Origin of the sequence: Micromonospora sp. NBC_00898 (genome assembly GCF_045207895.1) — a bacterium.
Taxonomy (GTDB): domain Bacteria; phylum Actinomycetota; class Actinomycetes; order Mycobacteriales; family Micromonosporaceae; genus Micromonospora.
In genome coordinates this window covers 2,848,040-2,868,559 of sequence record NZ_CP108775.1, presented here as the reverse complement: position 1 = coordinate 2,868,559, position 20,520 = coordinate 2,848,040, and the positions used below count along the sequence as shown (strand labels likewise).

The window sequence follows — 20,520 nt, the reverse complement described above, 5'->3', positions numbered from 1 at the left end:
CGGTGCCGTTGCGGGTCCGGGACGCCGGTCTCAGCCCACCGGGCCCGACGCCGGCGCGTCGGCGGCGTCCCAGCTGTAGAAGCAGCAGGCGACGGCGTCCCGGGGGGAGCCCCAGGTCGGCAGGTATGGCGCGGTGTGCGCGGAGAGCCGCTCGTTGACCTGCCGGTAGAGCGGGTGGTTGCGTACCCCGGCCATCGCGTCCGGGTCGACGTCCACGGTCTCCATCACGTGTACGCACAGGTCGTGCAGGCAGTACAGCGACCGGTGCCGGACGCCCGTGAGGCCGGGCAGTTCCGTCGCGTCGGACTCGGCGAAGATCTGCGCGACCCGCCCCTCCGCTCCCGGGACGATGCGGCTGACGATCAGCAGACGACTCATCGGGGACCCCTCTCGCCGGTGGTGCCCCCTGATCCAGTCCGCGGACGTCGGACACCGTGTCGGCCACCATGCCCGGCCGCTGTCACCTGCCCGTCACGCCGGGAGTCCGGCCGGTGACGCCGGGGCGGGGCGAGCCGGGGCGGGGCGGGGTCGGGTGGGTGGCGTGCCGGATCGGAGCGAGGGTCTCGTCGAGCAGCGCGCACATCGCCCGGGAGGGCTCCAGGCGCAACTCCCGCAGCAGCAGGTCGCGGTAGACGTAGAAGGCGTGCACCGCCTCGAAGGCGTTGCCCTCGGCCAGGTGGATGCGCACGACCAGGCGGTGTGGCGTCTCGCGGAGCGGCTCGGCGGCCATCGCCTCCAGCGCCGCCTCCAGCGCTTCGCCGTGCCGCCCCGCCGCGAGATGGTTGCCGGCGAGCTGTTCGAGCATGTGCAGCCGGAGCTGGCGCAGCCGTTCGCGTTCCAGCAGGACCCAGTCGTCGTACCAGCCGGGGAGCAGGTCGTGGCGGCCGGCGGCGCCGACGGCGTCCGGCACGTCCCCGTCGCGGACCCGGGCCGCGACGTCGACCAGCTCGTCGGTGTCCAGGTGGACGGCAGGGTCGAGGCGAACGGTGTCACCGTCGGTCACCAGCGGACAGCACGGGTCCTGGCGCAGCCGCCACAGCGCGGTACGCAGCGACGACAGTGCCCGCTCCTCGGAGGTCTCCGGCCAGAGCAGTCCGGCCAGGTGACTGCGGGTCGCGCCGGGTCGCAGGCCGATCAGCGCGATGACCCGTTGCAGTCCCCGGGGCACCACCACCGGCACGTCGTCGTGCAGCAGCCGGAAACCGCCGAGCAGGTGGAGCGACACCCGCGGGTCGGGCCCGACGCCCGCCGTCGGCATCCTGGCATGACCGGTCATGGGCGCACCCCCAGCCCCGGAATCCTCGTCCCGACCGTCCTCGTGGCCCGGGTGCGCGGCTGCCCGCGACGCCGGTGTCGGAACGGCTCCGCCGCGGCGGCGGTGTCGGATACCGGCGCCGTCCGGGCTGACCGAGACGGAGATTATCAACGATGGTTACACTCAGTCAACCTATTCGTCGTTAATGTGACCGTCCAGTACGGTCGGTAACAGCGGTCCTGAACTGCGAATATTTGTCGCTATATGGCGGGCGTCGTAAGTGGGCGCATAGCCCGTGCACAGTTTCCGTCAACGCAGCGTCACGACTCCTCTACGGGCGGCGGCGCCAGGTGACGCTGCGGTGACGTCCCCGGCGGGATCGTGTCGGCAGTCGTCCGGCCGGACCGGAACCCGCCCTAGGGGAGACTCTTCATGGACCGTTCGCTCATCGTCGCGAAGGTGGTGCCCACCGCCGAGGACCAGGTCGCCGAGATCTTCGCCGAGTCCGACGCGACGGAGCTGCCGCGCCTGGTCGGCGTCCGGCACCGCTCGCTGTACCGGCTGCACGACCTCTACGTCCATCTGCTGGAGACGGAGCTGCCGGCCGAGGGCGCGGTGGAGGACGCCCGCGGGCATCCCGAGTTCGTCCGGGTGAGCGCCCGGCTGCGACCGTTCATCTCGCCGTACCTGCCGGACTGGCGCTCGCCCCGCGACGCGATGGCCCACTGCTTCTACCGGTACGACGCGCCCGGGCGGCGGCTGTGACCACCACCGCGCCCCGCGACGAGCAACTGTGGTCCCGCTGCGCCGGCTGCTCGTCGCTGCTGTACCGCAAGCGGCTGCTCCGCAACCTCGACGTCTGCCCCGAGTGCGGCACCCACTCCCGACTGGACGCGCCGACGCGCGTCGCGCAGCTGGTCGACCCGGACTCGTTCACCGCGCTGCCCGACCGGGCGGTCGAGGTGGACCCCATCGGCTTCGTCGACGCGCTGCCGTACCCGCACCGGCTGGCCGCGGCGCGGGCCGGCACCGGCCTGGACGAGGCCGTCGTCTGCGGCACCGCCGCCATCGGCGGGCACCGGATCGCCCTGGCGGTGATGGACTTCCGCTTCCTCGGCGGCAGCCTCGGCTGCGCGGTCGGCGAGCTGATCACCCGGACCGCCGAGCGGGCCCTCGCGGACGAGGTCCCCCTGGTGCTTGTCACGGCCTCCGGCGGCGCGCGAATGCAGGAGGGCGCGCTGTCGCTGATGCAGATGGCCACGGTCAGCCAGGCCGTCGCCGGGTTGCGCGAGGCGGGACTGCTCACGGTCAGCGTGATCACCGATCCGACGTACGGCGGGGTCGCGGCCTCGTTCGCGACGAACACCGACGTGGTGCTCGCGGAGAGCGGCGCGCGGATGGGCTTCGCCGGCCCGCGGGTGATCCGGCAGGTCACCGGAGCCGCGCTGCCGGAGGGCTTCCAGCGGGCCGAGTTCCTGCTGCGGCACGGCCAAGTCGACATGGTGGTGCCCCGGCACGCGCTGCGGGGGCGGCTGGCCGCGCTGCTCGCCGCCGCCCGGGACAGTCGCCGGGCCCGCGCGCGCCCACCCGTACCCCGGCAGGAGCCGGCGCCGCGACCCGCGTCGCCGGCCGACGCGTCGCTCCCGGCGACGGCCGCCGGCCCCGGGCCGTCCCCGGCGGACGGCGCCGGGGGGGACGCCTGGGAGACGGTGCGCACCGCCCGGCACCCGGGCCGGCCCACCACCGTGGACTACCTGGAGAGCGCCTTCGACGGCTTCGTCGAGCTGCACGGCGACCGGCTCGGCGCGGACTGCCCGGCGATCGTCGGCGGGCTGGCCCGGCTCGACGGCCGGCCGGTGATGGTGATCGGCCACCAGAAGGGACACACCACCGCCGAGCTGGTGGCCCGCAACTTCGGCATGGCCAGCCCGGCCGGGCACCGCAAGGCGCTGCGGCTGATGCGGCTGGCCGCCCGGCTCGGCCTGCCCGTGGTGACCCTGGTGGACACCCCGGGAGCGGACCCGGGGGTGGGCGCGGAGGAGCAGGGCCAGGCGGCGGCGATCGCCGAGAACATCCTGGCACTCAGCATGCTGCCCACCCCGGTCGTCGCGGTCGTCACCGGGGAGGGCGGCAGTGGCGGCGCGCTGGCACTGGCCGTCGCCGACCGGGTGCTGATGCTCGAACACGCCGTCTACTCGGTGATCAGCCCGGAGGGCTGCGCCGCCATTCTCTGGCCGGACAGCTCCGCCGCCCCGCAGGCCGCCCGCGCGCTCCGGCTCACCGCGCCGGACCTGTGGAGGCTCGGTGTGGTCGACGAGGTGGTGCCCGAGCCGGCGCCCGCCGCCCAGCACGACCCGGCCGGCGCCGCCGAGTTGCTGGCCCGGGCGGTCGCGGCGAACCTCGGCCCGCTGCTCGACGTGCCGCCGGCCACCCTGGTCCGCCGCCGGCGGCAACGCTACCGCCGGTATGGCGCGGCGCGCGCCGGCGCCCCGGCGGTACGGCGATGACCGCCGGCCAGGGCCCCGACGCCGTCCTCGACGGGCTGCGCCGGCACGCGCGCCGGCTCGTCGCCGAGCTGGCCGGCCCGGTCCGCCGGGTTCGGCTGCGCAGCGGCGAGACCGTCCTCGAGGTGGAATGGCACGTGCCGGCCCAGGCCGCGCCCGGGACCGCGGCCGAACCCGAGCGGGTGCCGGCCGCCGTCCCGCCGCCGCCCGAGCCCGACCGGCTCGCCGTGCGGGCGCCCGTCGTCGGCACCTTCTACCGGGCCCCGGAACCTGGCGCGCCGCCCTTCCTCGCGGTCGGCGACCTGGTCCGACCCGGGCAGGTGGTCGGCATCGTCGAGGCGATGAAGCTGATGAACGAGGTGACCGCCGACCAGGCCGGGCGGGTGGTCGAGGTGCTCGTGGACGACGGCCAGCCGGTCGAGTACGACCAGCCGCTGATCGCCCTGGAGCCAGCCGGGCAGCGGGGCTGATGATGTTCGAGAAGGTGCTGATCGCCAACCGGGGCGAGATCGCGCTGCGGGTGCTGCGGGCCTGCCGGGAACTGGGCGTGCGCACGGTGGTGGTGCACTCCAGTGCCGACGCCGACTCGCTGCCGGTACGGCTGGCCGACGAGACCGTCCGGATCGGACCGGCGGCGAGCCGGCAGAGCTACCTCAATGCGGCGGCGATCGTCGAGGCGGCCCGGCAGACCGGCGCGCAGGCCGTGCACCCCGGCTACGGCTTCCTCTCCGAGGACGCCGACTTCGCCGAGATCTGCGCCGAGAACGGGCTCGTCTTCGTCGGGCCGCCGCCGCAGGTGATGTCCGCGCTTTCCGACAAGTCCACCGCGCGGGCGCTGATGAGCCGGGCCGGGCTGCCGCTGCCACCGGGCAGCGTACGGACCCTGCCGACCGTCGCCGAAGCCCTCGGGGTGGCCGCCGAGGTGGGCTACCCGGTGATCGTGAAGGCCGCGGCCGGCGGTGGCGGGCGTGGCATGACGGTGGTCCGCTCGGCCGCCGCGCTGCCCCGGGCGTACGCCCGCACCCGGGCCGCCGCACAGGTCGCCTTCGGTGACGACCGGGTGTACGTCGAGCGGTACCTGACCGACGCCCGGCACGTCGAGGTGCAGGTGCTCTGCGACGGCCACGGCAACGGGGTGCACCTGGGCACCCGGGACTGCTCGGTGCAGCGCCGGCACCAGAAACTGGTCGAGGAGGCGCCCGCCCCGGCGCTCTCCGCGGCCACCGTGGACACCCTGACGGAGACGGCGCTGCGCGGCGTCCTGTCGGTCGGCTTCACCGGCGCGGGGACCGTGGAGTTCCTCGTCGACGAGGCGGAACGCTGCCACTTCCTGGAGATCAACTGCCGGATCCAGGTGGAGCACCCGGTCACCGAAATGATCACCGGCGTCGACCTGGTCCACGAGCAGCTGCACATCGCCGCCGGGGTGCCGCTGCGGCTGCGGCAGGAGGAGATCCGGCTGCACGGGGTGGCGGTGGAGTGCCGGGTCAACGTGGAGGACCCGGACCACGACTTCGCGCCCACGCCGGGGCGGCTGGACCGGTTCCGGCCGCCGGGCGGTCCGTTCACCCGGGTCGACACCCACGGCCACCCCGGCTACCTGGTCAGCCCGCACTACGACTCGCTGCTGGCCAAGGTGGCGGTCTGGGCGCCCGACCGGGCGTCCGCCCTGGACCGGCTCGAACGCGCGCTCGGCGAGTTCGACATCGCCGGCGCGGGCGTGCGGACCACCATCCCGTTCGTCCGGCGGGTGCTCGACGACGCCGCCTTCCGCAAGGCGCGCCACACCACCGCCCTGGTCGACCGGCTGCTCGCCGACCGCGCCCCGGCCGGCGCCCCCGTACCGGCGCCCGCCGCCCCCGCCGCCGTTCCCGGCGCGACCCCGGCCGCCAACCCGCCCGGCACATCCGTCAGGAGGAACCGATGACCGTCGCCCCCGACCGACCGCTCACCACGGAGATCACCGACATCCTGATCACGCACTGCGGCCTGGACGCCGCGACCGCCGTGCGGAGCCCCGCCGCGAGCCTGGAGGAGCTGGGCATGGACTCCCTGGCCCTGCTGGAACTCTCCGCCGTCGTCGCCGACCGGTGGCGGGTACGCATCCCGGAACAGGCCGGTCAGCTCAGCATCGCGGGCGTCGCCGACCTGGTGGCCCGGCGGGCCGACCCGCCCGGGCACACCGAGAACAGCGTGGTCATCGACGCGCCGTTGCCGCTGGTCTGGCGGGTCACCAACGACGTCGCCCGGTGGACCGAGCTGTTCACCGAGTACGCCGCGGTGGAGATCCTGGAATCCACCGGCGACACCGTCCGGTTCCGGCTCACCATGCACCCCGACGAGAACGGGATCTCCTGGAGCTGGGTCAGCGAACGCGCCGCCGAGCCGACGACCCGGCAGGTGCGGGCGTACCGGGTGGAGACCGGCCCGTTCGAGTACATGCGCATCCACTGGCGCTACGACGAGGTGCCCGACGGCACCCGGATGACCTGGGTGCAGGACTTCGCGATGAAGCCCACCGCGCCGGTCGACAACGCCGGGATGACCGACCGGATCAACACCAACAGCCGGGTCCAGCTCGCCGTCATCAAGGAGCGCATCGAGCGCCTGCACGCCGGAGGCGACGATGAGTGAGGTGGTCGCCGGTGTCATCGCCGCCCGCGACGTCGCCGCCGACCGGCGGCGTGGCGGGGAACTGCGGGTACTGCTCGGGCCCAAGACCGTCGGCAGCACCTCCGGCTTCATGGGGGTCGCGGCGCTCGCGCCGGGGGAGCGGATCGCCGAGCACTACCACCCCTACAGCGAGGAGTTCCTGTACGTCGCCCGGGGCGCCATCACCGTGGACCTGGACGACGAGCCGGTGCCGCTGGCGGCCGGGGAGGCGCTGTTCGTGCCGCGGCTGGTCCGGCACCGGCTGCGCAACACCGGCGACGAGCCCGCCGAGGTGGTCTTCCACCTCGGACCCCTCGCACCCCGGCCGGAACTCGGCCACGTCGACACCGAGCTGGTCGAACAGCGGGGACCGTCGTGACCGGCCGCCGCACCGTGGTCACCGGCGTCGGTGTGGTCGCGCCCGGCGGCGCCACCCGGGACCGGTTCTGGAAGGCCATCACCGAGGGGCGTACCGCCACCCGGCGGATCAGCTTCTTCGACCCGGCGCCGTTTCGCTCCCAGATCGCCGCCGAATGCGATTTCGACCCCGACGCGGCGGGGATCACCCTGGCCGAGCGGCAGCGCGCCGACCGGTACGTGCAGTTCGCCCTAGCCTGCTCGGCGGAGGCGCTTGCCGACAGCGGCCTGACCCTCACCGACGCCGAACGGGAGCGCGCCGGGGTGGTCCTCGGCAGCGCCGTCGGCGGGACCATGGCGCTGGAGAAGGAGTACGTCCGGGTCAGCGACAGCGGCCGGCACTGGCTGGTCGACCACACCCTCGGCGGGCCGCACCTGTACCAGGCGCTGATCCCGAGCAGCCTGGCCGCCGACGTGGCCTGCCGACACGGCCTGCACGGCCCCGCCCAGGTGGTCTCCACCGGCTGCACCTCCGGCATCGACGCCATCGGCTACGCCCACCAGCTCATCGCCGACGGCGAGGCCGACGTGCTGCTCGCCGGGGCCGCCGACTCGCCCATCTCGCCGGTCACCGTCGCCTCGTTCGACGCGATCGGGGCGACCAGCCCGGACAACGACGACCCGGAACACGCGTCCCGCCCGTTCGACGCCGACCGGCACGGCTTCGTCCTCGCCGAGGGCGCCGCGGTGCTGGTGCTGGAGGAGGCCGAACACGCCCGCCGCCGGGGCGCGCACGTCTACTGCGAGGTGGCCGGCTACGCCAGCCGCAGCAACGGCTTCCACATGACCGGGCTGCGCCCCGACGGGGTGGAGATGGCCCTCGCCATCGGGGACACCCTGCGGCAGGCCCGGATCGCCGCGTCGGACGTCTCGTACATCAGCGCGCACGGCTCCGGCACCCGGCAGAACGACCGGCACGAGACCGCGGCGTTCAAGCGGGCGCTCGGCCCGGCCGCGTACCGGGTGCCGATCAGCTCGATCAAGTCGATGGTGGGGCACTCGCTCGGCGCCATCGGCTCGATCGAGATGGCCGCCTGCGCCCTCGCCATCGAGTACGGCGTGGTGCCGCCGACGGCGAACTGGACCACCCGTGACCCGGAGTGCGACCTGGACTACGTGCCCAACGAGGCCCGGGAGCTGCCGGTGGACGTGGCGCTCTCGGTCGGCAGCGGCTTCGGGGGCTTCCAGTCCGCGATGGTCTTCCGCCGCCTGGCGGTGGCGTCGTGAGCGCGAGCGCACCCGCCGGTGGATGGTGCCGGACGGTGACGGGGTGACCGCGCGGGCGGTGGTGACCGGGATCGGGGTGGTGGCACCGAGCGGCGTCGGCGCCGACACGCACTGGGCGACCGTGCTGGCCGGCACCCGGCGCACCGGGCCGATCACCCTGTTCGACCCGGCGAGCTATCCCACCCGGATCGGCGGGGAGGTGCCCGGCTTCGACCCCACCGGGTACGCCGACGGCCGGCAGCGGGTGCAGACCGACCGGTGGACGCACCTCGGGTTCGCCGCCACCCGGCTGGCACTGGCCGACGCCGGCCTGCCCGAGCGGGCCCCCGACCCGTACGGCTGGGCGGTCACCCTGGCCAGCTCCTCCGGGGGGAACCTGTTCGGGCAGCGGGAGCTGCAACGGCTCTGGGGTGGCCCGACCCGGACGGTGGGGGCGTACCAGTCGATCGCCTGGTTCTACGCGGCGAGCGTCGGGCAGCTCTCCATCCACCACCAGTTCAAGGGTCCGTGCGGGGTGCTGGTCGCCGAGTCCGCCGGCGGGCTGGACAGCCTCGCCCACGCCGTCCGGACCGTCCGCCGGGGCACCCCGGTGGTGATCGCCGGGGCGACCGAGTGCCCGTTGAGCCCGTACGCGCTGGCCTGTCAGCTCCGCTCCGGCCTGCTCAGCGACGTGGCCGACCCGGAGCGGGCGTACCGGCCGTTCGACGTCGCGGCCACCGGGTACGTCCCCGCCGAGGGCGGCGCGGTCTTCGTGGTGGAGGAGCTCGGGCACGCGCTGGCCCGCGGCGCCCGGATCTACGGCGAGGTGACCGGGTGGGCGGCCACCCACGACGCCGCCGCCACCGACCCGCACGCCGGCCCCGATCCGACCCACTACGCGCGGGCGCTGCGGCTGGCCATGGACCGGGCCGGCGTGCGCCCGCACGACGTGGACGTGGTCTGGCCGGACGCGCTCGGCGTGCCCGCCCACGACCGGGCCGAGGCGGCGGCGCTGCGCGCGGTGTTCGGCGACCGGACCCCGCCGGTGACCACCCAGAAGCCGCTGACCGGCCGGGCCCACCAGGGCGGGTCGGCCCTGGACGCGGCGACCGCGCTGCTCGCCTTCCGGCACAACCTGCTGCCCGCCTCGGCCGGTCCCGAGCAGCCCGCCGACGGCTGCGAGTTGAACTTCCTGCGGGCGCCGCGCCGGCCGCGCAGCCGCATCGCGCTGGTCGGTGCCCGCGGGTTCGACGGTTTCAACAGCGCACTGGTGCTGCGCGGCGCCGCGCCTCCACCACCGTCGGGAGACGGGATCTGACCGGGCCGAGCGATGGGCTTATTGCTCCCGCCACATGAACTCGGTCATGAGTCGCGGCACGTCGTGGGCCAGCCGCAGCGCAGCCAGCCCGGTCTCGGGCCGCGCCATTGCGCCGGCCGGGACCGACGCCCCTTGCCCGCACAACCGCACACCCGCCTCCGTTGACCATGAAGTTGTTGTCACCAGCCGCGGCGTGTCGCGGGGACAACTTCATGATCAACGTGAGAAATGGGGGCGGGGGTGGACAACTGCTGGCGGTTGATATTGCAGTATGGATGTGTGAGTGAACTTGAAGCAGTGGGCGGAGCGGGAGGGTGTGCATCACGTCACTGCATACCGGTGGTTCCGGGAAGGCCGGTTACCGGTGCCCGCTCGCAAGGTCGGGCGGCTGATCCTGGTCGACGTGACGGCCGCCGGGAAGCCCCCGATTGAGTCGGTCGTGGTGTACGCGCGGGTGTCCTCGGCGGATCAGCGCGCCGACCTGGACCGCCAGGTGGCCCGAGTGACCGCATGGGCCACCGGCCAAGGGCTGACTGTGTCGCGCGTGGTGACCGAGGTCGGGTCCGCACTGAACGGACACCGCAAGGAGTTCCTCGCCCTGCTGCGCGACGCGGCCGTGACCACGATCGTGGTGGAGCACCGCGACAGGTTCGCCCGGTTCGGTGCGGAGTACGTCGAGGCGGCGCTCGCCGCGCAGGGCCGGCGACTGCTCGTGGTCGACCCGGCCGAGGTGGACGACGACCTGGTCCGCGACGTGACCGAGATCCTCACATCCTTGTGCGCCCGGCTGTACGGTCGGCGCGCGGCGGCGGATCGGGCACGGCGGGCCGTGGCCGCGGCGACCGGGTCGGGTGTCGAATGAGGCGCTACGAGCCGCCGCCGGGCTGGACGGTGCAGGCGTACAAGTTCGCGCTGGACGCGACACCGGCGCAGGTTCAGAATCTGCGTCGGTATGCCGGCGCGGCCCGGTTCGCCTACAACCACATGCTCAGGCGGCTGTCCGCGGTCAAGGCGCAGCGCGCGTCTGAGGCGTCGTACGGGGTCGCCGAGACCGACCTGACACCCTGGCAGAGTTGGTCGCTACCGAGCCTGCGGCGCACCTGGAACGACACCAAGCCGTGGGTGGCCCCGTGGTGGCAGGAGTGCTCCAAGGAAGCGTTCAACACCGGCCTGGACAACCTGTCCCGAGCGTTGACCAACTGGTCGGACTCCCGCAACGGCAAGCGCAAGGGCCGCAAGATGGGCTGGCCCACACTCAAGCGCAAGCACGCTGCCCGCTCTGTCCGGTTCACCACCGGAGCGATCCGGGTGGAGCCCGATCGACGCCACGTGGTCCTGCCTCGACTGGGGCGCGTCCGCACCGACGAATCGACCCGCAAGCTGGCCAGGCGGCTGGAAGCCGGCACCGCGAAGATCCTGTCCGCGACCGTGACTGAAACCTCCGGCCGGTGGTTCTGCTCCTTCCAGGTGGCCGTGCGGCGTGCCACCGGTCGACCCGCGCACGCACCCCGAACGGGCCGCGTCGTCGGGGTCGACGCCGGCGTGAAGCACCTCGCGGTGCTATCCACCGGCGAGATGGTGGAGAATCCGGCCCCGTTCAAGGCCGCGCTCAAGCGGCTCGGTAAGGCGCGCCGCGCCAACCGGCGGGTCGGCCCGTTCGATCCGGCGACCCGCGAGCGCCGTGACCCGTCGAACCGCTGGCGGCGGGCGCAGGACCGGGTTGCCCGGATCCAGGCGACAGTGGCCGCGGTACGCGAAGATTCGTGGCATCAGCTGACCACCCGGCTGGCCCAGCGTTACGACCTGGTCGTGGTGGAGGACCTGCACGTCGCCGGGATGAAGCGCAACCGCAGGCTGGCCCGCGCCCTGTCCGACGCGGCGCCGGCCACCCTGCGGCGGCATCTGGCCTACAAGACCAGTTGGTACGGCAGTGCGCTGCACGTCGCCGACCGGTGGTATCCCAGCTCCAAGACCTGCTCTGGCTGCAAAACAGTGAAACCCAAGCTGTCCCTGGCAGAGCGCACATTCACCTGCGTCGCGTGTGGCCTGTCCCTGGACCGGGACGTCAACGCCGCACGAAACCTTGCCGACCTGGCTCGGCATGTCGACCCGGAGTTGCCGGGCGACGGAAAAACAGGACGTGGAGCCTACGTAAGACCCGTAAGACCCGCACCCGTGCGGGCTGGGCAGTCGGGCGTGGAAGCGTCAAGACCGCTTGCGGTCAACGCCGTCAGGCAACTGACGGCTGCCGATCATGAGCTATCTATCGCTTCATGAGAGGTAACGGTGATGCCAGGTGGTGCAGGTGGCGGTGTGTGGGCCGGCGGACGCCACCCAGGTCGAGGTCGGCCACGCCCGGCGGGTGGGGGAGCTGCTGGCCGCGCGGGGCGCCACCGTGTTGTGCGGAGGCGGCGGCGGGGTGATGGCCGCGGTCGCCGCCGGCGCCCGCTCCCGGGGCGGCCTGGTGATCGGGGTACGCCCCGACGACGGCTCCGCGCCCGGGCCCACCGACGTGTCCGCGTCCGTGGTGACCAACATGGGTCAGGCGCGCAACGCGATCCTGGTCTGGAGCGCCGACGCGGTGATCGCCGTCGGCGGCTCGTGGGGGACGCTCAGCGAAGTGGCCCTGGCGATGCGGCGCGGCGGCATCCCGGTGGTGGTGCTGGGCGGCTGGCACGTCCTCGACGCACACGGCGTGCCGGTCTCCGGCCCGTGCCACGTCGACAACCCGGAGGAGGCCGTCCGCGCCGCGCTCCGCCGGGCGGGATGACCCGGCGTCAGGCCGTCAGCGCCAACAGGTCGGCCGGGATGTCGGCGGTCACGTCCGCCGGCGCAGCCGGGTCGTACTGGTGACCCCAGGCGGCGGCCACCGCCAGGGCACCGCTGTCCCGCGCGGCCCGCAGGTCGAGCGGCGAGTCACCCACGTACGCGGCCCGGCGCGGCGCGACTCCCAGCAACTCGCAGGCGAGGTCGACGCCGGCCGGGTCCGGTTTCGGGCGGGCCACCTCGTCCCCGCCGACCACGACCGCGAAGTGTCCGAGCAGGCCCACCCGGTCGAGCAGGATCTCCGCCGCCCGGCGGCTCGCCCCGGTGAACAGGGCGACCGGCATCGCCCCGGCGAGCCGCCCGAGCAGTTCGCTCACCCCGGGGTAGACCGTGACCTGCCCCGCGAGCGTCGCCAGATGGGTGTGGTAGCCCTCGAGATCCCGGTCGGTGGCCGGCCGCCCGAGCAGGTGGGTCAGCAGCGCCCCGGGCGGGCCGAGCGGGTACCCGGCGATGACCTCCGCATCCGTCAGCGGCCGTCCACCGCCGCCCAGGACGGCCGCCCGGTAGGCCGCCGGCACCACCGAGTGAGACTCGATCAGCGTCCCGTCCATGTCGAAGACGATCGCGTCCACCCGCTGCCCTGCGTGCACCATGGGTCGAGGCTATGGCAGCCGCCCCGCGCGGTGGTCGCAGCTCAGCCCTGCCGCGCCCGCAGTTCGGCCGCGAGCCGCTTCGGGGCGCGGGCGAACCACGCCTCGGTGACCAACTCGCTCAGCTCGTCGACGTCGATCCGGTCGAGCCGAACCAGCACCGCCGGGTACCCGTCGAAATGCGGGGTGGTGAAGTAGACCTGGGGATCGTCGGCGAGCAGCGCCTCCTTGGCGCCCAGGTCGGGCACCCGGGCACCCAGGACCGGGCCGTCCGGCGCGGCGTCGCCCAGCGCCGCCAGGTCACCCTTGCGCAGCGGTCGGTCCCACACGAACATCTTGTCCCGGACCCGCCACGCGGGCAGGTCGTCGTGGGAGCCGCGCTCGGTGGTCTCCGGCAGGGCGAGCGCGATCCGTCGTACGTCGTCCCAGGTCGCCATGGGCCGACCGTACCTCCGACCACCGACATCGGGGACCCGGTAGATTTCCGCCGTGGATCTCGCCGAGTTGCAGGCCCGGCCGTCGCCGAGCAATACGACCGGCACCACGTCGCCGCCGGCCGGACCCCGTGGAGCACCGGTGACCTGGCGCTGGGCTTCGTGGGCGACGTTGGCGACCTCGCCAAGCTGGTCATGGCGGTCGACGGGCGGCGTGAGATCGCGGACGCGCGGGAGCGGCTCGGTCACGAGCTGGCCGACTGCCTCTGGTCGGTCCTCGTCCTCGCCGACCGCTACGGCGTCGACCTGGTCGCCGAGTTCGACAAGATGACCGCGGGGATCGAACGGCACCTGGGCGCGGCGGCGGCAGCCAGCTAGGCCCGGCGCAGCAGGGCGATATCGTGGTGGTCCACTTCGCGCAGCGGGTAGCCCTCTCGGAAGCGGAGCTGCTGGGCCACCGACAGGCAGGGCGCCGGCCGGCCCGCGATGACGCCCTCGGCGAAGCCGTCCGCGGCGTACGCGAACGTCGCGCCGTCCAGGCCGGACTGGACGCCGCTGCCGTCCGGGCGGAACGCCACCGGGTGCAGGTCGACCTTCCGGCCGTCCGGCGCGGTCAGCTCGACGCGGACGGGCAGCCAGTCCACCGTGGTCACGAAGCCGAGCCGGCCGAGCAGCGCGAGCAGCTCCGCCTGCTGGCTCGCGTCGATCGCCAGGTCGAGGTCGGCGTGCGGCCGGGTCTGCCGGCCCACCACCGCGTCCACCGCCCAGCCCCCGGCCACCCAGCCCCGCAGCCCGCACGCGGCGAACTCGCGCAGCAGCGCGCTCACCTGATCCCCGTTCATTCCCGGATCTTGGCAGACTGACGGTCTGCCCCGCCAACGGGAAGGACCGTGATGAGCAGGATCATCGTCTGGATGTCGATCTCCCTCGACGGTTTCATCGAGGGACCGGACCGGGAGCTCGACTGGCACCGGGTCGATGAGGAGCTGCACCAGCACTTCAACGACGAGCTGCGGACCAAGGGAGCCTTCCTGGACGGCCGCCGCACCTACGAGCTGATGGCCGGCTTCTGGCCGACCGCCGACCAGGACCCGGCGGCCAGCGCGGCGACCCGTGAGTTCGCCCGGATCTGGCGGGACATGCCCAAGGTCGTCTACTCCCGGACGCTGGCGCACGCCGACTGGAACGCCACCGTCGTCCGGGAGGTCGTCCCTGAGGAGGTCATGGCCCTCAAGGCGCAGCCCGGCGGGGACCTGGTGCTCGGCGGCGCGGACCTCGCGTCCGCCTTCCGTCGCCACGGGCTGGTCGATGAGTACCGGCTCTACCTCCACCCGGTCGCGATCGGTCGGGGCAAGCCGCTCTTCCCGCCCTCGGACACGCCGGTCGACCTGCGGCTGGTCGAGTCCCAGCCGTTCGGCAACGGGGTGGTGCTGCTGCGCTACCGCTGAAGCGCTGTCAGGCGGGCGACGACACCGCCGGCTCGGGCGCAGGCCGGTCGACCCGCGGTCGACCGACCAGCAGCGGCCCGACGGTGAGCACCAGGCAGGCCACCGACATCACCAGCAACGCCGGGGTCAGCCCGAGCGCCGTAACCGACCAGCCGCCGAGCAGTGCCCCGACCGGCAGGCCGACTGCCTCGGCTCGGCGGTGTCCAGGCTGGGGGGACGGCTCGCCCTGCCCGGGAACGGGCCGCGTACGCCCGCAACCTGCGGCACCTGGTCGACGGGCGACGTCGTGCTGCCGGCCGAGCTGCCGCAGGGCCCGGATCGCCGCGATGGTGACGAGGTTCTGCGAGGTGAAGAGCGCGGAGGGCGGGGAGTCGGCGGACAGCAGCCGGTGGGCCGCCTGCTCCGATTCCCGCTCGGTGTGCAGGTCGTGGACGGCGGCGGACGGTCGGAGCCCGTGGTCGGCGAGGGCCTGCCGAAAACCCTGGAACCGTTGTCGGGCCGTGGGGATCGTCTGCAGATCGCCGAGGTAGGCGATGTTCCGGTGGCCGTGGGCGACGAGGTGGTGGACGGCGGACGCGGCGCCGTCGTGGTTGTCGGCGAGTACGGCGTCGACCGGCAGCCCGACCGGCGGCCGGTCGACGAAGACCACCGGGGTGCCGGCGTTGACCTCGCCGGCCAGGTAGCTCTGGTCGTCGCTGGCGGGCGCGACGACCAGGGCGTCGGCCTGCCGCATGGTGAAGGCGTGGATGAGGTCCCGTTCCCGGTCCGGGTTCTCGTCCACGCTGCCGGCGAAGATGAGCACGCCCCGCTCCCGTGCCGCGTCCTCCAAGGCGCGGTGCAGGGCGGCCGAGAAGGGGTTGGCCAGGTCCTCCAGCACGGCCGCGATCGCCGCGCTGCGGCCGCTGGACCGCCGGAGGCTGCTCGCGGTGAAGTTGGGTCGGTAGTCGAGCTGGGCGATCGCCCGCTGCACGGCGGCGGTCTTCGGGGCGGAGACGCCCGCCTCGCCGTTGACCACCCGCGAGACGGTCTTCGGGCTCACGCCGGCCAGCAGCGCGACGTCGCGGAGCGTCGGTCGGGCCTTGGCGCCGGCCGACGTGGCGGGGGCGCCAGCGTGCATGGGGCTCCTACCGGGCGGAATGCTGCGGGGGCGGTCGGGGTCGGACCGATGGTGATCGACCGCCAGGTTAATCCACCGTCCTCGAACCGGGCGCCGACGACGTGCTGGCGCTGGTCCTGGGACCGGCGGGCCAGGACGATGATCAGCTAGGACCCGAACTGTCGAGCCGCGCTGATGGGCGACCGGACCACGGCCCGGCAGCGGGTCGAGGAACTGGTGGCGGCCAGCGACGTCGTCAAGGTCAGCCTGGAGGACCTGGCCTGGCTGTACGCGGGCCGCGGGTACGAGGAGCTGGGGCGGGAGTGGCTGGTGTCGGGCGCCTCCGTCGTGGCCGGCGACCTGAGGCAGGGTCACGGTTCCGGCGCCGTGCCGCGGTCCGTCACAATGGACGGATGGTTGCCTGGGAGTACGCGTTGCTGGTCCGCCGCTATCAGGGGCAGGGCCGCAATTTCCACGTCTCGTTCGTCTGGTACGGCCCCGACGGCTCGCGTACCGACATCACCGCGTACGGCGACACGGCAGTCGCGCACCTCAACCGGGCCGGCCGGGAGGGCTGGGAGCTGGTGTCGGCCGCCGAGGACGTGAACAACGTCCAGGGCAGCACGGAGGTGCACCGCTACCACCTGAAGCGCCCACTCGCCTGACCGATTAGCGTCTTCTCCCACCACCGCCGCGGGGCCGGCGGTGGTGGGAGGAGGAACCGTGGGCCGGTACGTGGTCGGCGTGGACTTCGGCACGCTCTCCGGCCGGGCCGTGGTGGTCGGCGTGGCCGACGGCACCGAGCGGGGCAGCGCGGTGCACGCGTACCGACACGGGGTGCTCACCGACCGGCTGCCGGACGGGCCGGCGCTGCCGCCGGACTGGGCGCTGCAGGACCCGGCGGACCACCGCGAGGTCCTCCGGACCGCCGTGCCCGCCGCGGTCCGCGCGGCCGGCGTCGACCCCGCCGACGTGATCGGCATCGGTCTGGACGCGACCTCCTGCACGATGCTGCCCACCCTGGCCGACGGGACCCCGCTCGCCGAGCTGCCCGAGTTGCGCGACCGGCCCCACGCGTGGCCGAAGCTGTGGAAGCACCACGCCGCGCAACGGCAGGCCGACCGGATCAACGTCCTCGCCGCCGAGCGCGCCGAACCCTGGCTGGCCCGCTACGGCGGCCGGGTCTCCGCCGAGTGGCAGCTCGCCAAGGCCCTGGAGGTGCTGGAGGACGACCCGGCGGTCTTCCGCCGCGCGGAGCGCTGGATCGAGACGGCCGACTGGCTCGTCTGGCAGCTCTGCGGGCGGGAGACTCGCAACGTCTCCGCCGCCGGCTTCAAGGGGCTGCGCCAGGACAGCGCCTACCCGTCCGCCGGGTTCCTCGCCGCCCTCCACCCCGAGCTGCCCGACCTGCTGCCGAAGGTGGACGGGCCGCTCGTCGCGCTCGGCACCCGGGCCGGCGGGCTCACCGCCGAGGCGGCCCGGTGGACCGGCCTGCCGGCCGGCGTCGCCGTGGCCGCCGGCACCATCGACGCGCACGTCACCGCCGCCGCGGCCCGGTCCGTCGAGCCGGGCCGGATGCTCGCCGTCCTCGGCACCTCCACCTGCCTGATCATGAACTCGGACACCTGTCACGAGGTGCCCGGCGTCTGCGGCGTCGTCGCGGGCGGAGTCACCGCCCGCGGCTGGGGCTACGAGGCCGGGCAGAGCGGCGTGGGCGACATCTTCGCCTGGTACGTCGAGCGGGCCCTGCCCGCGTCGCACGCGGACGAGGCGCGGCGGCGCGGCATCTCGCCGTACGAGCTGCTGGATGCTCTCGCCGCCGACCAGCCGGTGGGCGGGCACGGACTGCTGGCGCTGGACTGGCACAGCGGCAACCGCTCGGTGCTGATGGACCACGAGCTCAGCGGCGTGCTGGTCGGGCTGACGCTGGCCACCCGGCCGGAGGAGATCTGGCGGGCGCTGTTGGAGGCGACCGCGTTCGGCGCGCGGACGGTCGTCGAGGCGTTCACCGCGGCCGGGGTGCCGGTGCACGAGTTGACGGCCGCCGGTGGGCTGACCGCGAACCAGCTGCTGCTGCGGATCTACGCCGACGTGCTGCGCCGGCCGCTGCACGTGCTGGACACCGACCACCCGGCGGCGCTGGGCGCGGCGATCCACGCGGCGGTGGCGGCGGGGGCGTACCCGGACGTGGAGACCGCCTCGGCGGCGATGGGCGCGCCGCACCGCGAGACCTGGCACCCCGACCCGGCCCGCGCCGCCGCCTACGACGACCTGTACGCGGAGTACCGCGCCCTGCACGACCACTTCGGCCTCGGCGGCACAGATGTTCTGCACCGCCTCCGCGCCCTGCGCAACCGCGCCCGGCACCCCGCTGACCCAACCGGCCGGCTCAGGCCGATGTCTTGGTGAGGAGGTCCTTGTGCTGGCGCCATAGCCACCGCAGGTACTCCTGTAGCTCCTCGAGCGTGGCAACCCACTGGTTGTTCATGTAGGTGAGGATGCGTTCCGCTTCGCCGGGCAGCAGATCGTAGGCGGTCGCTTGCGTTTCCGGGCTGGCGGTGTCGGGAGAGACGGTGACCGGGTCCGGGACGAGGGGGATGCGGATCCCACCCTGGCTGAGCGCTTTGAGGACTGTGAGGTAGACGCGGGGCAGGTGGTATGAGGAGACGGTGAGCGCGAGGCTTGTGATGCCGAAGTCTTCGACCTGGTCGGCAATCCAGGCGCCTTGTAGGCCGGTGTTGGGGGCCGGCTCGGCCTGGAGGAACACCCCGGAAAGGCGGCGGAGGCCGAGGCTGCGCAGGTAGGCAGGGGTGATTTCGAGGTACGTGTCTTCCGCCGGGTTGCCATTTGCCACCAGCAGGTAGCTGATGTGTCGGTTGGCCTCCCAACGACGGATCGCATGGGTGAGACGCCACTCCTCGCCCTGGCCGGTGGGTACGACGAGTGCGTCGACGTGGTCAGCGGCTGACTGAGGCAGGGCCAGGATCACCATGAACGCCTTCATCACGTCCATGACCTGACCGGCTGTGAGGGCAGCGAGATCTTCTGCCCGCACGACCCGAGGGGTGGGCCTGTTCGGATGAACCGGATGCACTGCTCTCGAATCTGATCTTGCTGGAGTCTGGGGCGTCACCGCTACTCCGCCTCCCCGCGTCGGTGGGACAACGCCGCGAAGTGAGCTTAGCCTCGATCCGTGGATCAGTATCAGGATGGTCCTTTGACTTTGCCGTGATGATCTTGGTTGGTGGAGGGCGCGTCTGACCGGCTGGCCCGGTGTCCAGCCTGCTCGGGTTCCCGCTCGTCGGGTGGTGTGTGGGTGCGGTGCTGGTGGGTGGTGCGTGCCGGGTGGTCGTTGGTCAGGTCGTGAAGACGGCTTTCCAGAAGGTGAGCCAGGCGGCGGCGCGGGGCCAGTGCGTGGGTAGGTGCAGCACGGGGCGGCGTTGCGGGCGGGCGAGCCGGGCCGCGACGTTGATCAGGTGGGTGCGCAGGGTGGCGCCGCGGGCCACCGCGTAGCGGCGTGTGGCGGTGAGGGTGCCAGCGGCGCGCAGCAGGTTGTGGGTGATCGCGGCCAGGATGTTCCAGGCGGCGTTGGCGGGAAACGACCCTGAGGGCTGGTGGGCCCAGGGGCCGTCGATGAGGTCGGACCAGACGGTTTCGCAGACGGCGTGGCGGCGGTGGGTGATGTCGGCCTCGGGGGCCGGTTCGGTGTTGTTGGTGAAGAACGGGTGGTAGCGCCAGACCGGGAACAGAGGGTCCTGGGTGTTGGCGTCGAGCACCCGGCGCACGACGAGCCAGCCGGTGATCTCGTGGCGGGTGCCGGCAAACGCGGTGAACTCCACTTCGGACACCTGGGCGTCGGAGATCAGCTCACCGGTGTCGGGATCGGTGACCGCGCCGGGGTAGTGCACCGGCGTGTACGCCTCGTCGGGGATGGTGGCGATCGCGGCGTCAACGGCGGGATTGCGGGCGATGGCGAACGAGAAGTTCGCTCCGGCTTTGACTACCGCAGCGATGACCTTGCCGCTGCAGTACGCGGAGTCGCCGCGTACCAGGATGTTCCCGGCCTGCGCGCCAGCGTCGGTGGCGGTATTGATCGCCTCGGTGACCATGCTGGCCGCGCCCTTGGCGGAGCCGGCGCGTCCGGCCCGTAACCGCACCCCGGCCACCACCGGCGCCGCGGTCTCGGTCGAGATGGTCACCGCGAGCGGCGACAGGCCCCGGCGCAGGATGCTCTTGCCCGCGACCTTCGTGTGCCCGAACGACGCGCCCTGCTTGGCGTGCCCGTACACCGGGCGCAGCAACGAGTCGATGTCGATGAAGACGCGGTCGCCGATGCCGGCCAGCACCGGGGTGCGCTTGGCCAGAGCGACCAGGTGCCGGCGCAGCACCGCCGACAGTTGCCGGGTGTGGCCATGGGTGAACTCCCGCAGGAAGATCCCCAACGTGGCGTTGGCGTAGACCCCGCCGAACAGCTCCTTCATCCCGCCGGAGCGGATTACGTCCAGGTCGTCGATGCTGTCCGCCCCGGCAGCCATCCCCGCGATGATCGAGGTCAGCTTCGGCGTCGAGTTGGCCGCGCCGGACTTCACCCGCTCATCGACGAACCGGACATGCTCATCCAACAGTCGCGACAGCCCGGCCTGCTCGGCCAACTCCAGCAGCGGCACCAGACCCGCATGCGACACGAGATTGTCATCATCGAACACCGCGCCGTCGCCGCGCCACGCATGAGATCCTTGCACCGAGAGTGTCCTTCCGAGCTGGTGTGATTCGA

Annotated in this window: 22 protein-coding genes and 1 pseudogene; 15 read left to right on the top strand and 8 right to left on the bottom strand. The window is 73.3% G+C overall.

Features of this window, described 5'->3' with window-relative positions:
- Nucleotides 1–30 precede the first annotated feature (30 nt).
- Both OG799_RS14070 and OG799_RS14065 read right to left on the bottom strand, forming a co-directional pair.
- Nucleotides 31–378, bottom strand: coding sequence for a TcmI family type II polyketide cyclase (locus tag OG799_RS14070; protein ID WP_406045477.1), 348 nt, complete (start codon nucleotides 376–378; stop codon nucleotides 31–33).
- Nucleotides 379–460: 82 nt separating this feature from the next.
- Entirely contained in the window at nucleotides 461–1,276 is an 816-nt protein-coding gene (locus OG799_RS14065) for a BTAD domain-containing putative transcriptional regulator (RefSeq protein ID WP_406045476.1), read from the bottom strand.
- A gap of 411 nt (nucleotides 1,277–1,687) precedes the next feature.
- Between OG799_RS14065 and OG799_RS14060 the strand changes: the two genes are divergently transcribed.
- From OG799_RS14060 to OG799_RS14010, 11 genes are all read left to right on the top strand, one after another.
- Nucleotides 1,688–2,020 (top strand): TcmI family type II polyketide cyclase, encoded by a 333-nt coding sequence (locus OG799_RS14060; RefSeq protein WP_406045475.1) that lies wholly within the window; start codon nucleotides 1,688–1,690, stop codon nucleotides 2,018–2,020.
- On the top strand, nucleotides 2,017–3,762 hold the full coding sequence (locus OG799_RS14055; RefSeq protein ID WP_406045474.1) for an acetyl-CoA carboxylase carboxyltransferase subunit alpha: 1,746 nt from the start codon (nucleotides 2,017–2,019) through the stop codon (nucleotides 3,760–3,762). Before OG799_RS14060 ends, OG799_RS14055 begins: the two co-directional genes overlap by 4 nt.
- Nucleotides 3,759–4,229 (top strand): acetyl-CoA carboxylase biotin carboxyl carrier protein, encoded by a 471-nt coding sequence (gene accB, locus OG799_RS14050; protein WP_406045473.1) that lies wholly within the window; start codon nucleotides 3,759–3,761, stop codon nucleotides 4,227–4,229. The genes OG799_RS14055 and accB overlap by 4 nt, the downstream gene beginning before the upstream one ends.
- A 2-nt stretch (nucleotides 4,230–4,231) precedes the next feature.
- Entirely contained in the window at nucleotides 4,232–5,686 is a 1,455-nt protein-coding gene (locus OG799_RS14045) for an acetyl/propionyl/methylcrotonyl-CoA carboxylase subunit alpha (protein ID WP_406046285.1), read from the top strand.
- Entirely contained in the window at nucleotides 5,683–6,393 is a 711-nt protein-coding gene (locus OG799_RS14040; RefSeq protein WP_406045472.1) for an SRPBCC family protein, read from the top strand. The genes OG799_RS14045 and OG799_RS14040 overlap by 4 nt, the downstream gene beginning before the upstream one ends.
- Nucleotides 6,386–6,790 carry a cupin domain-containing protein gene (locus OG799_RS14035; RefSeq protein ID WP_406045471.1) on the top strand — a complete coding sequence of 135 codons (405 nt, stop codon included), beginning with the start codon at nucleotides 6,386–6,388 and terminating at the stop codon, nucleotides 6,788–6,790. Before OG799_RS14040 ends, OG799_RS14035 begins: the two co-directional genes overlap by 8 nt.
- Nucleotides 6,787–8,055: a beta-ketoacyl-[acyl-carrier-protein] synthase family protein gene (locus tag OG799_RS14030; protein ID WP_406045470.1), complete on the top strand. Its 1,269-nt coding sequence runs from the start codon at nucleotides 6,787–6,789 to the stop codon at nucleotides 8,053–8,055. Before OG799_RS14035 ends, OG799_RS14030 begins: the two co-directional genes overlap by 4 nt.
- A 43-nt stretch (nucleotides 8,056–8,098) precedes the next feature.
- Nucleotides 8,099–9,352, top strand: a complete 1,254-nt coding sequence (locus OG799_RS14025) for a beta-ketoacyl synthase N-terminal-like domain-containing protein (protein ID WP_406045469.1) — start codon at nucleotides 8,099–8,101, stop codon at nucleotides 9,350–9,352.
- Nucleotides 9,353–9,635: 283 nt separating this feature from the next.
- Nucleotides 9,636–10,214: an IS607 family transposase gene (locus OG799_RS14020; protein ID WP_406045468.1), complete on the top strand. Its 579-nt coding sequence runs from the start codon at nucleotides 9,636–9,638 to the stop codon at nucleotides 10,212–10,214.
- Between the two features lie 29 nt (nucleotides 10,215–10,243).
- A complete protein-coding gene (gene tnpB, locus OG799_RS14015) occupies nucleotides 10,244–11,629 on the top strand; it encodes an IS607 family element RNA-guided endonuclease TnpB (RefSeq protein ID WP_406045467.1) in 1,386 nt (461 codons plus the stop codon).
- 19 nt (nucleotides 11,630–11,648) lie between these two features.
- Entirely contained in the window at nucleotides 11,649–12,122 is a 474-nt protein-coding gene (locus OG799_RS14010) for a dethiobiotin synthetase (RefSeq protein WP_406045466.1), read from the top strand.
- 7 nt (nucleotides 12,123–12,129) lie between these two features.
- Here OG799_RS14010 and OG799_RS14005 read toward each other — a convergent pair whose 3' ends face one another.
- Together OG799_RS14005 and OG799_RS14000 are read right to left on the bottom strand one after the other, a co-directional pair.
- Complete coding sequence (locus OG799_RS14005) at nucleotides 12,130–12,771, bottom strand: HAD family hydrolase (RefSeq protein ID WP_406045465.1); 642 nt, start codon at nucleotides 12,769–12,771, stop codon at nucleotides 12,130–12,132.
- A gap of 41 nt (nucleotides 12,772–12,812) precedes the next feature.
- Nucleotides 12,813–13,205: an MmcQ/YjbR family DNA-binding protein gene (locus OG799_RS14000; protein ID WP_406045464.1), complete on the bottom strand. Its 393-nt coding sequence runs from the start codon at nucleotides 13,203–13,205 to the stop codon at nucleotides 12,813–12,815.
- A 159-nt stretch (nucleotides 13,206–13,364) separates the two neighbouring features.
- Here OG799_RS14000 and OG799_RS13995 point away from each other — a divergent pair, with 159 nt between their 5' ends.
- Complete coding sequence (locus OG799_RS13995; protein ID WP_406045463.1) at nucleotides 13,365–13,580, top strand: hypothetical protein; 216 nt, start codon at nucleotides 13,365–13,367, stop codon at nucleotides 13,578–13,580.
- Here the strand turns inward: OG799_RS13995 and OG799_RS13990 are convergent.
- Complete coding sequence (locus OG799_RS13990; protein ID WP_406045462.1) at nucleotides 13,577–14,044, bottom strand: nucleotidyltransferase domain-containing protein; 468 nt, start codon at nucleotides 14,042–14,044, stop codon at nucleotides 13,577–13,579. The two genes, OG799_RS13995 and OG799_RS13990, sit on opposite strands and share 4 nt — an antisense overlap.
- 51 nt (nucleotides 14,045–14,095) lie before the next feature.
- Here OG799_RS13990 and OG799_RS13985 point away from each other — a divergent pair, with 51 nt between their 5' ends.
- A complete protein-coding gene (locus OG799_RS13985; RefSeq protein ID WP_406045461.1) occupies nucleotides 14,096–14,650 on the top strand; it encodes a dihydrofolate reductase family protein in 555 nt (184 codons plus the stop codon).
- Between the two features lie 340 nt (nucleotides 14,651–14,990).
- Here OG799_RS13985 and OG799_RS13980 read toward each other — a convergent pair.
- Nucleotides 14,991–15,767: pseudogene (locus tag OG799_RS13980) on the bottom strand (LacI family DNA-binding transcriptional regulator); the annotation flags it as partial.
- A gap of 392 nt (nucleotides 15,768–16,159) precedes the next feature.
- Between OG799_RS13980 and OG799_RS13975 the strand changes: the two are divergent.
- Together OG799_RS13975 and OG799_RS13970 are read left to right on the top strand one after the other, a co-directional pair.
- The gene (locus OG799_RS13975; RefSeq protein WP_406045460.1) at nucleotides 16,160–16,411 is read left to right on the top strand and encodes a hypothetical protein; all 252 of its coding nucleotides are present in this window, start codon (nucleotides 16,160–16,162) and stop codon (nucleotides 16,409–16,411) included.
- 58 nt (nucleotides 16,412–16,469) lie between these two features.
- Entirely contained in the window at nucleotides 16,470–18,155 is a 1,686-nt protein-coding gene (locus OG799_RS13970; RefSeq protein WP_406045459.1) for a ribulokinase, read from the top strand.
- On the opposite strand, the gene OG799_RS13965 is transcribed toward OG799_RS13970, so the two are convergent.
- Both OG799_RS13965 and OG799_RS13960 read right to left on the bottom strand, forming a co-directional pair.
- Nucleotides 18,136–18,759 carry a hypothetical protein gene (locus OG799_RS13965; protein WP_406045458.1) on the bottom strand — a complete coding sequence of 208 codons (624 nt, stop codon included), beginning with the start codon at nucleotides 18,757–18,759 and terminating at the stop codon, nucleotides 18,136–18,138. The two genes, OG799_RS13970 and OG799_RS13965, sit on opposite strands and share 20 nt — an antisense overlap.
- 343 nt (nucleotides 18,760–19,102) lie before the next feature.
- The gene (locus OG799_RS13960; RefSeq protein ID WP_406044060.1) at nucleotides 19,103–20,488 is read right to left on the bottom strand and encodes an IS1380 family transposase; all 1,386 of its coding nucleotides are present in this window, start codon (nucleotides 20,486–20,488) and stop codon (nucleotides 19,103–19,105) included.
- Nucleotides 20,489–20,520: the final 32 nt, after the last annotated feature.

What these genes read in the sequence shown, in the direction of transcription:
- OG799_RS14060 (WP_406045475.1), top strand. Translation starts at nt 1,688, where the DNA reads ATGGACCGTTCGCTCATCGTCGCGAAGGTGGTGCCCACCGCCGAGGAC.
- OG799_RS14045 (WP_406046285.1), top strand. Translation starts at nt 4,232, where the DNA reads ATGTTCGAGAAGGTGCTGATCGCCAACCGGGGCGAGATCGCGCTGCGG.
- OG799_RS14065 (WP_406045476.1), bottom strand. Translation starts at nt 1,276, where the DNA reads ATGACCGGTCATGCCAGGATGCCGACGGCGGGCGTCGGGCCCGACCCG.
- OG799_RS13975 (WP_406045460.1), top strand. Translation starts at nt 16,160, where the DNA reads ATGGTTGCCTGGGAGTACGCGTTGCTGGTCCGCCGCTATCAGGGGCAG.
- OG799_RS13985 (WP_406045461.1), top strand. Translation starts at nt 14,096, where the DNA reads ATGAGCAGGATCATCGTCTGGATGTCGATCTCCCTCGACGGTTTCATC.
- OG799_RS13990 (WP_406045462.1), bottom strand. Translation starts at nt 14,044, where the DNA reads ATGAACGGGGATCAGGTGAGCGCGCTGCTGCGCGAGTTCGCCGCGTGC.
- OG799_RS14000 (WP_406045464.1), bottom strand. Translation starts at nt 13,205, where the DNA reads ATGGCGACCTGGGACGACGTACGACGGATCGCGCTCGCCCTGCCGGAG.
- OG799_RS14005 (WP_406045465.1), bottom strand. Translation starts at nt 12,771, where the DNA reads ATGGTGCACGCAGGGCAGCGGGTGGACGCGATCGTCTTCGACATGGAC.
- OG799_RS14040 (WP_406045472.1), top strand. Translation starts at nt 5,683, where the DNA reads ATGACCGTCGCCCCCGACCGACCGCTCACCACGGAGATCACCGACATC.
- OG799_RS13965 (WP_406045458.1), bottom strand. Translation starts at nt 18,759, where the DNA reads ATGGACGTGATGAAGGCGTTCATGGTGATCCTGGCCCTGCCTCAGTCA.
- OG799_RS14070 (WP_406045477.1), bottom strand. Translation starts at nt 378, where the DNA reads ATGAGTCGTCTGCTGATCGTCAGCCGCATCGTCCCGGGAGCGGAGGGG.
- OG799_RS14035 (WP_406045471.1), top strand. Translation starts at nt 6,386, where the DNA reads ATGAGTGAGGTGGTCGCCGGTGTCATCGCCGCCCGCGACGTCGCCGCC.
- accB (WP_406045473.1), top strand. Translation starts at nt 3,759, where the DNA reads ATGACCGCCGGCCAGGGCCCCGACGCCGTCCTCGACGGGCTGCGCCGG.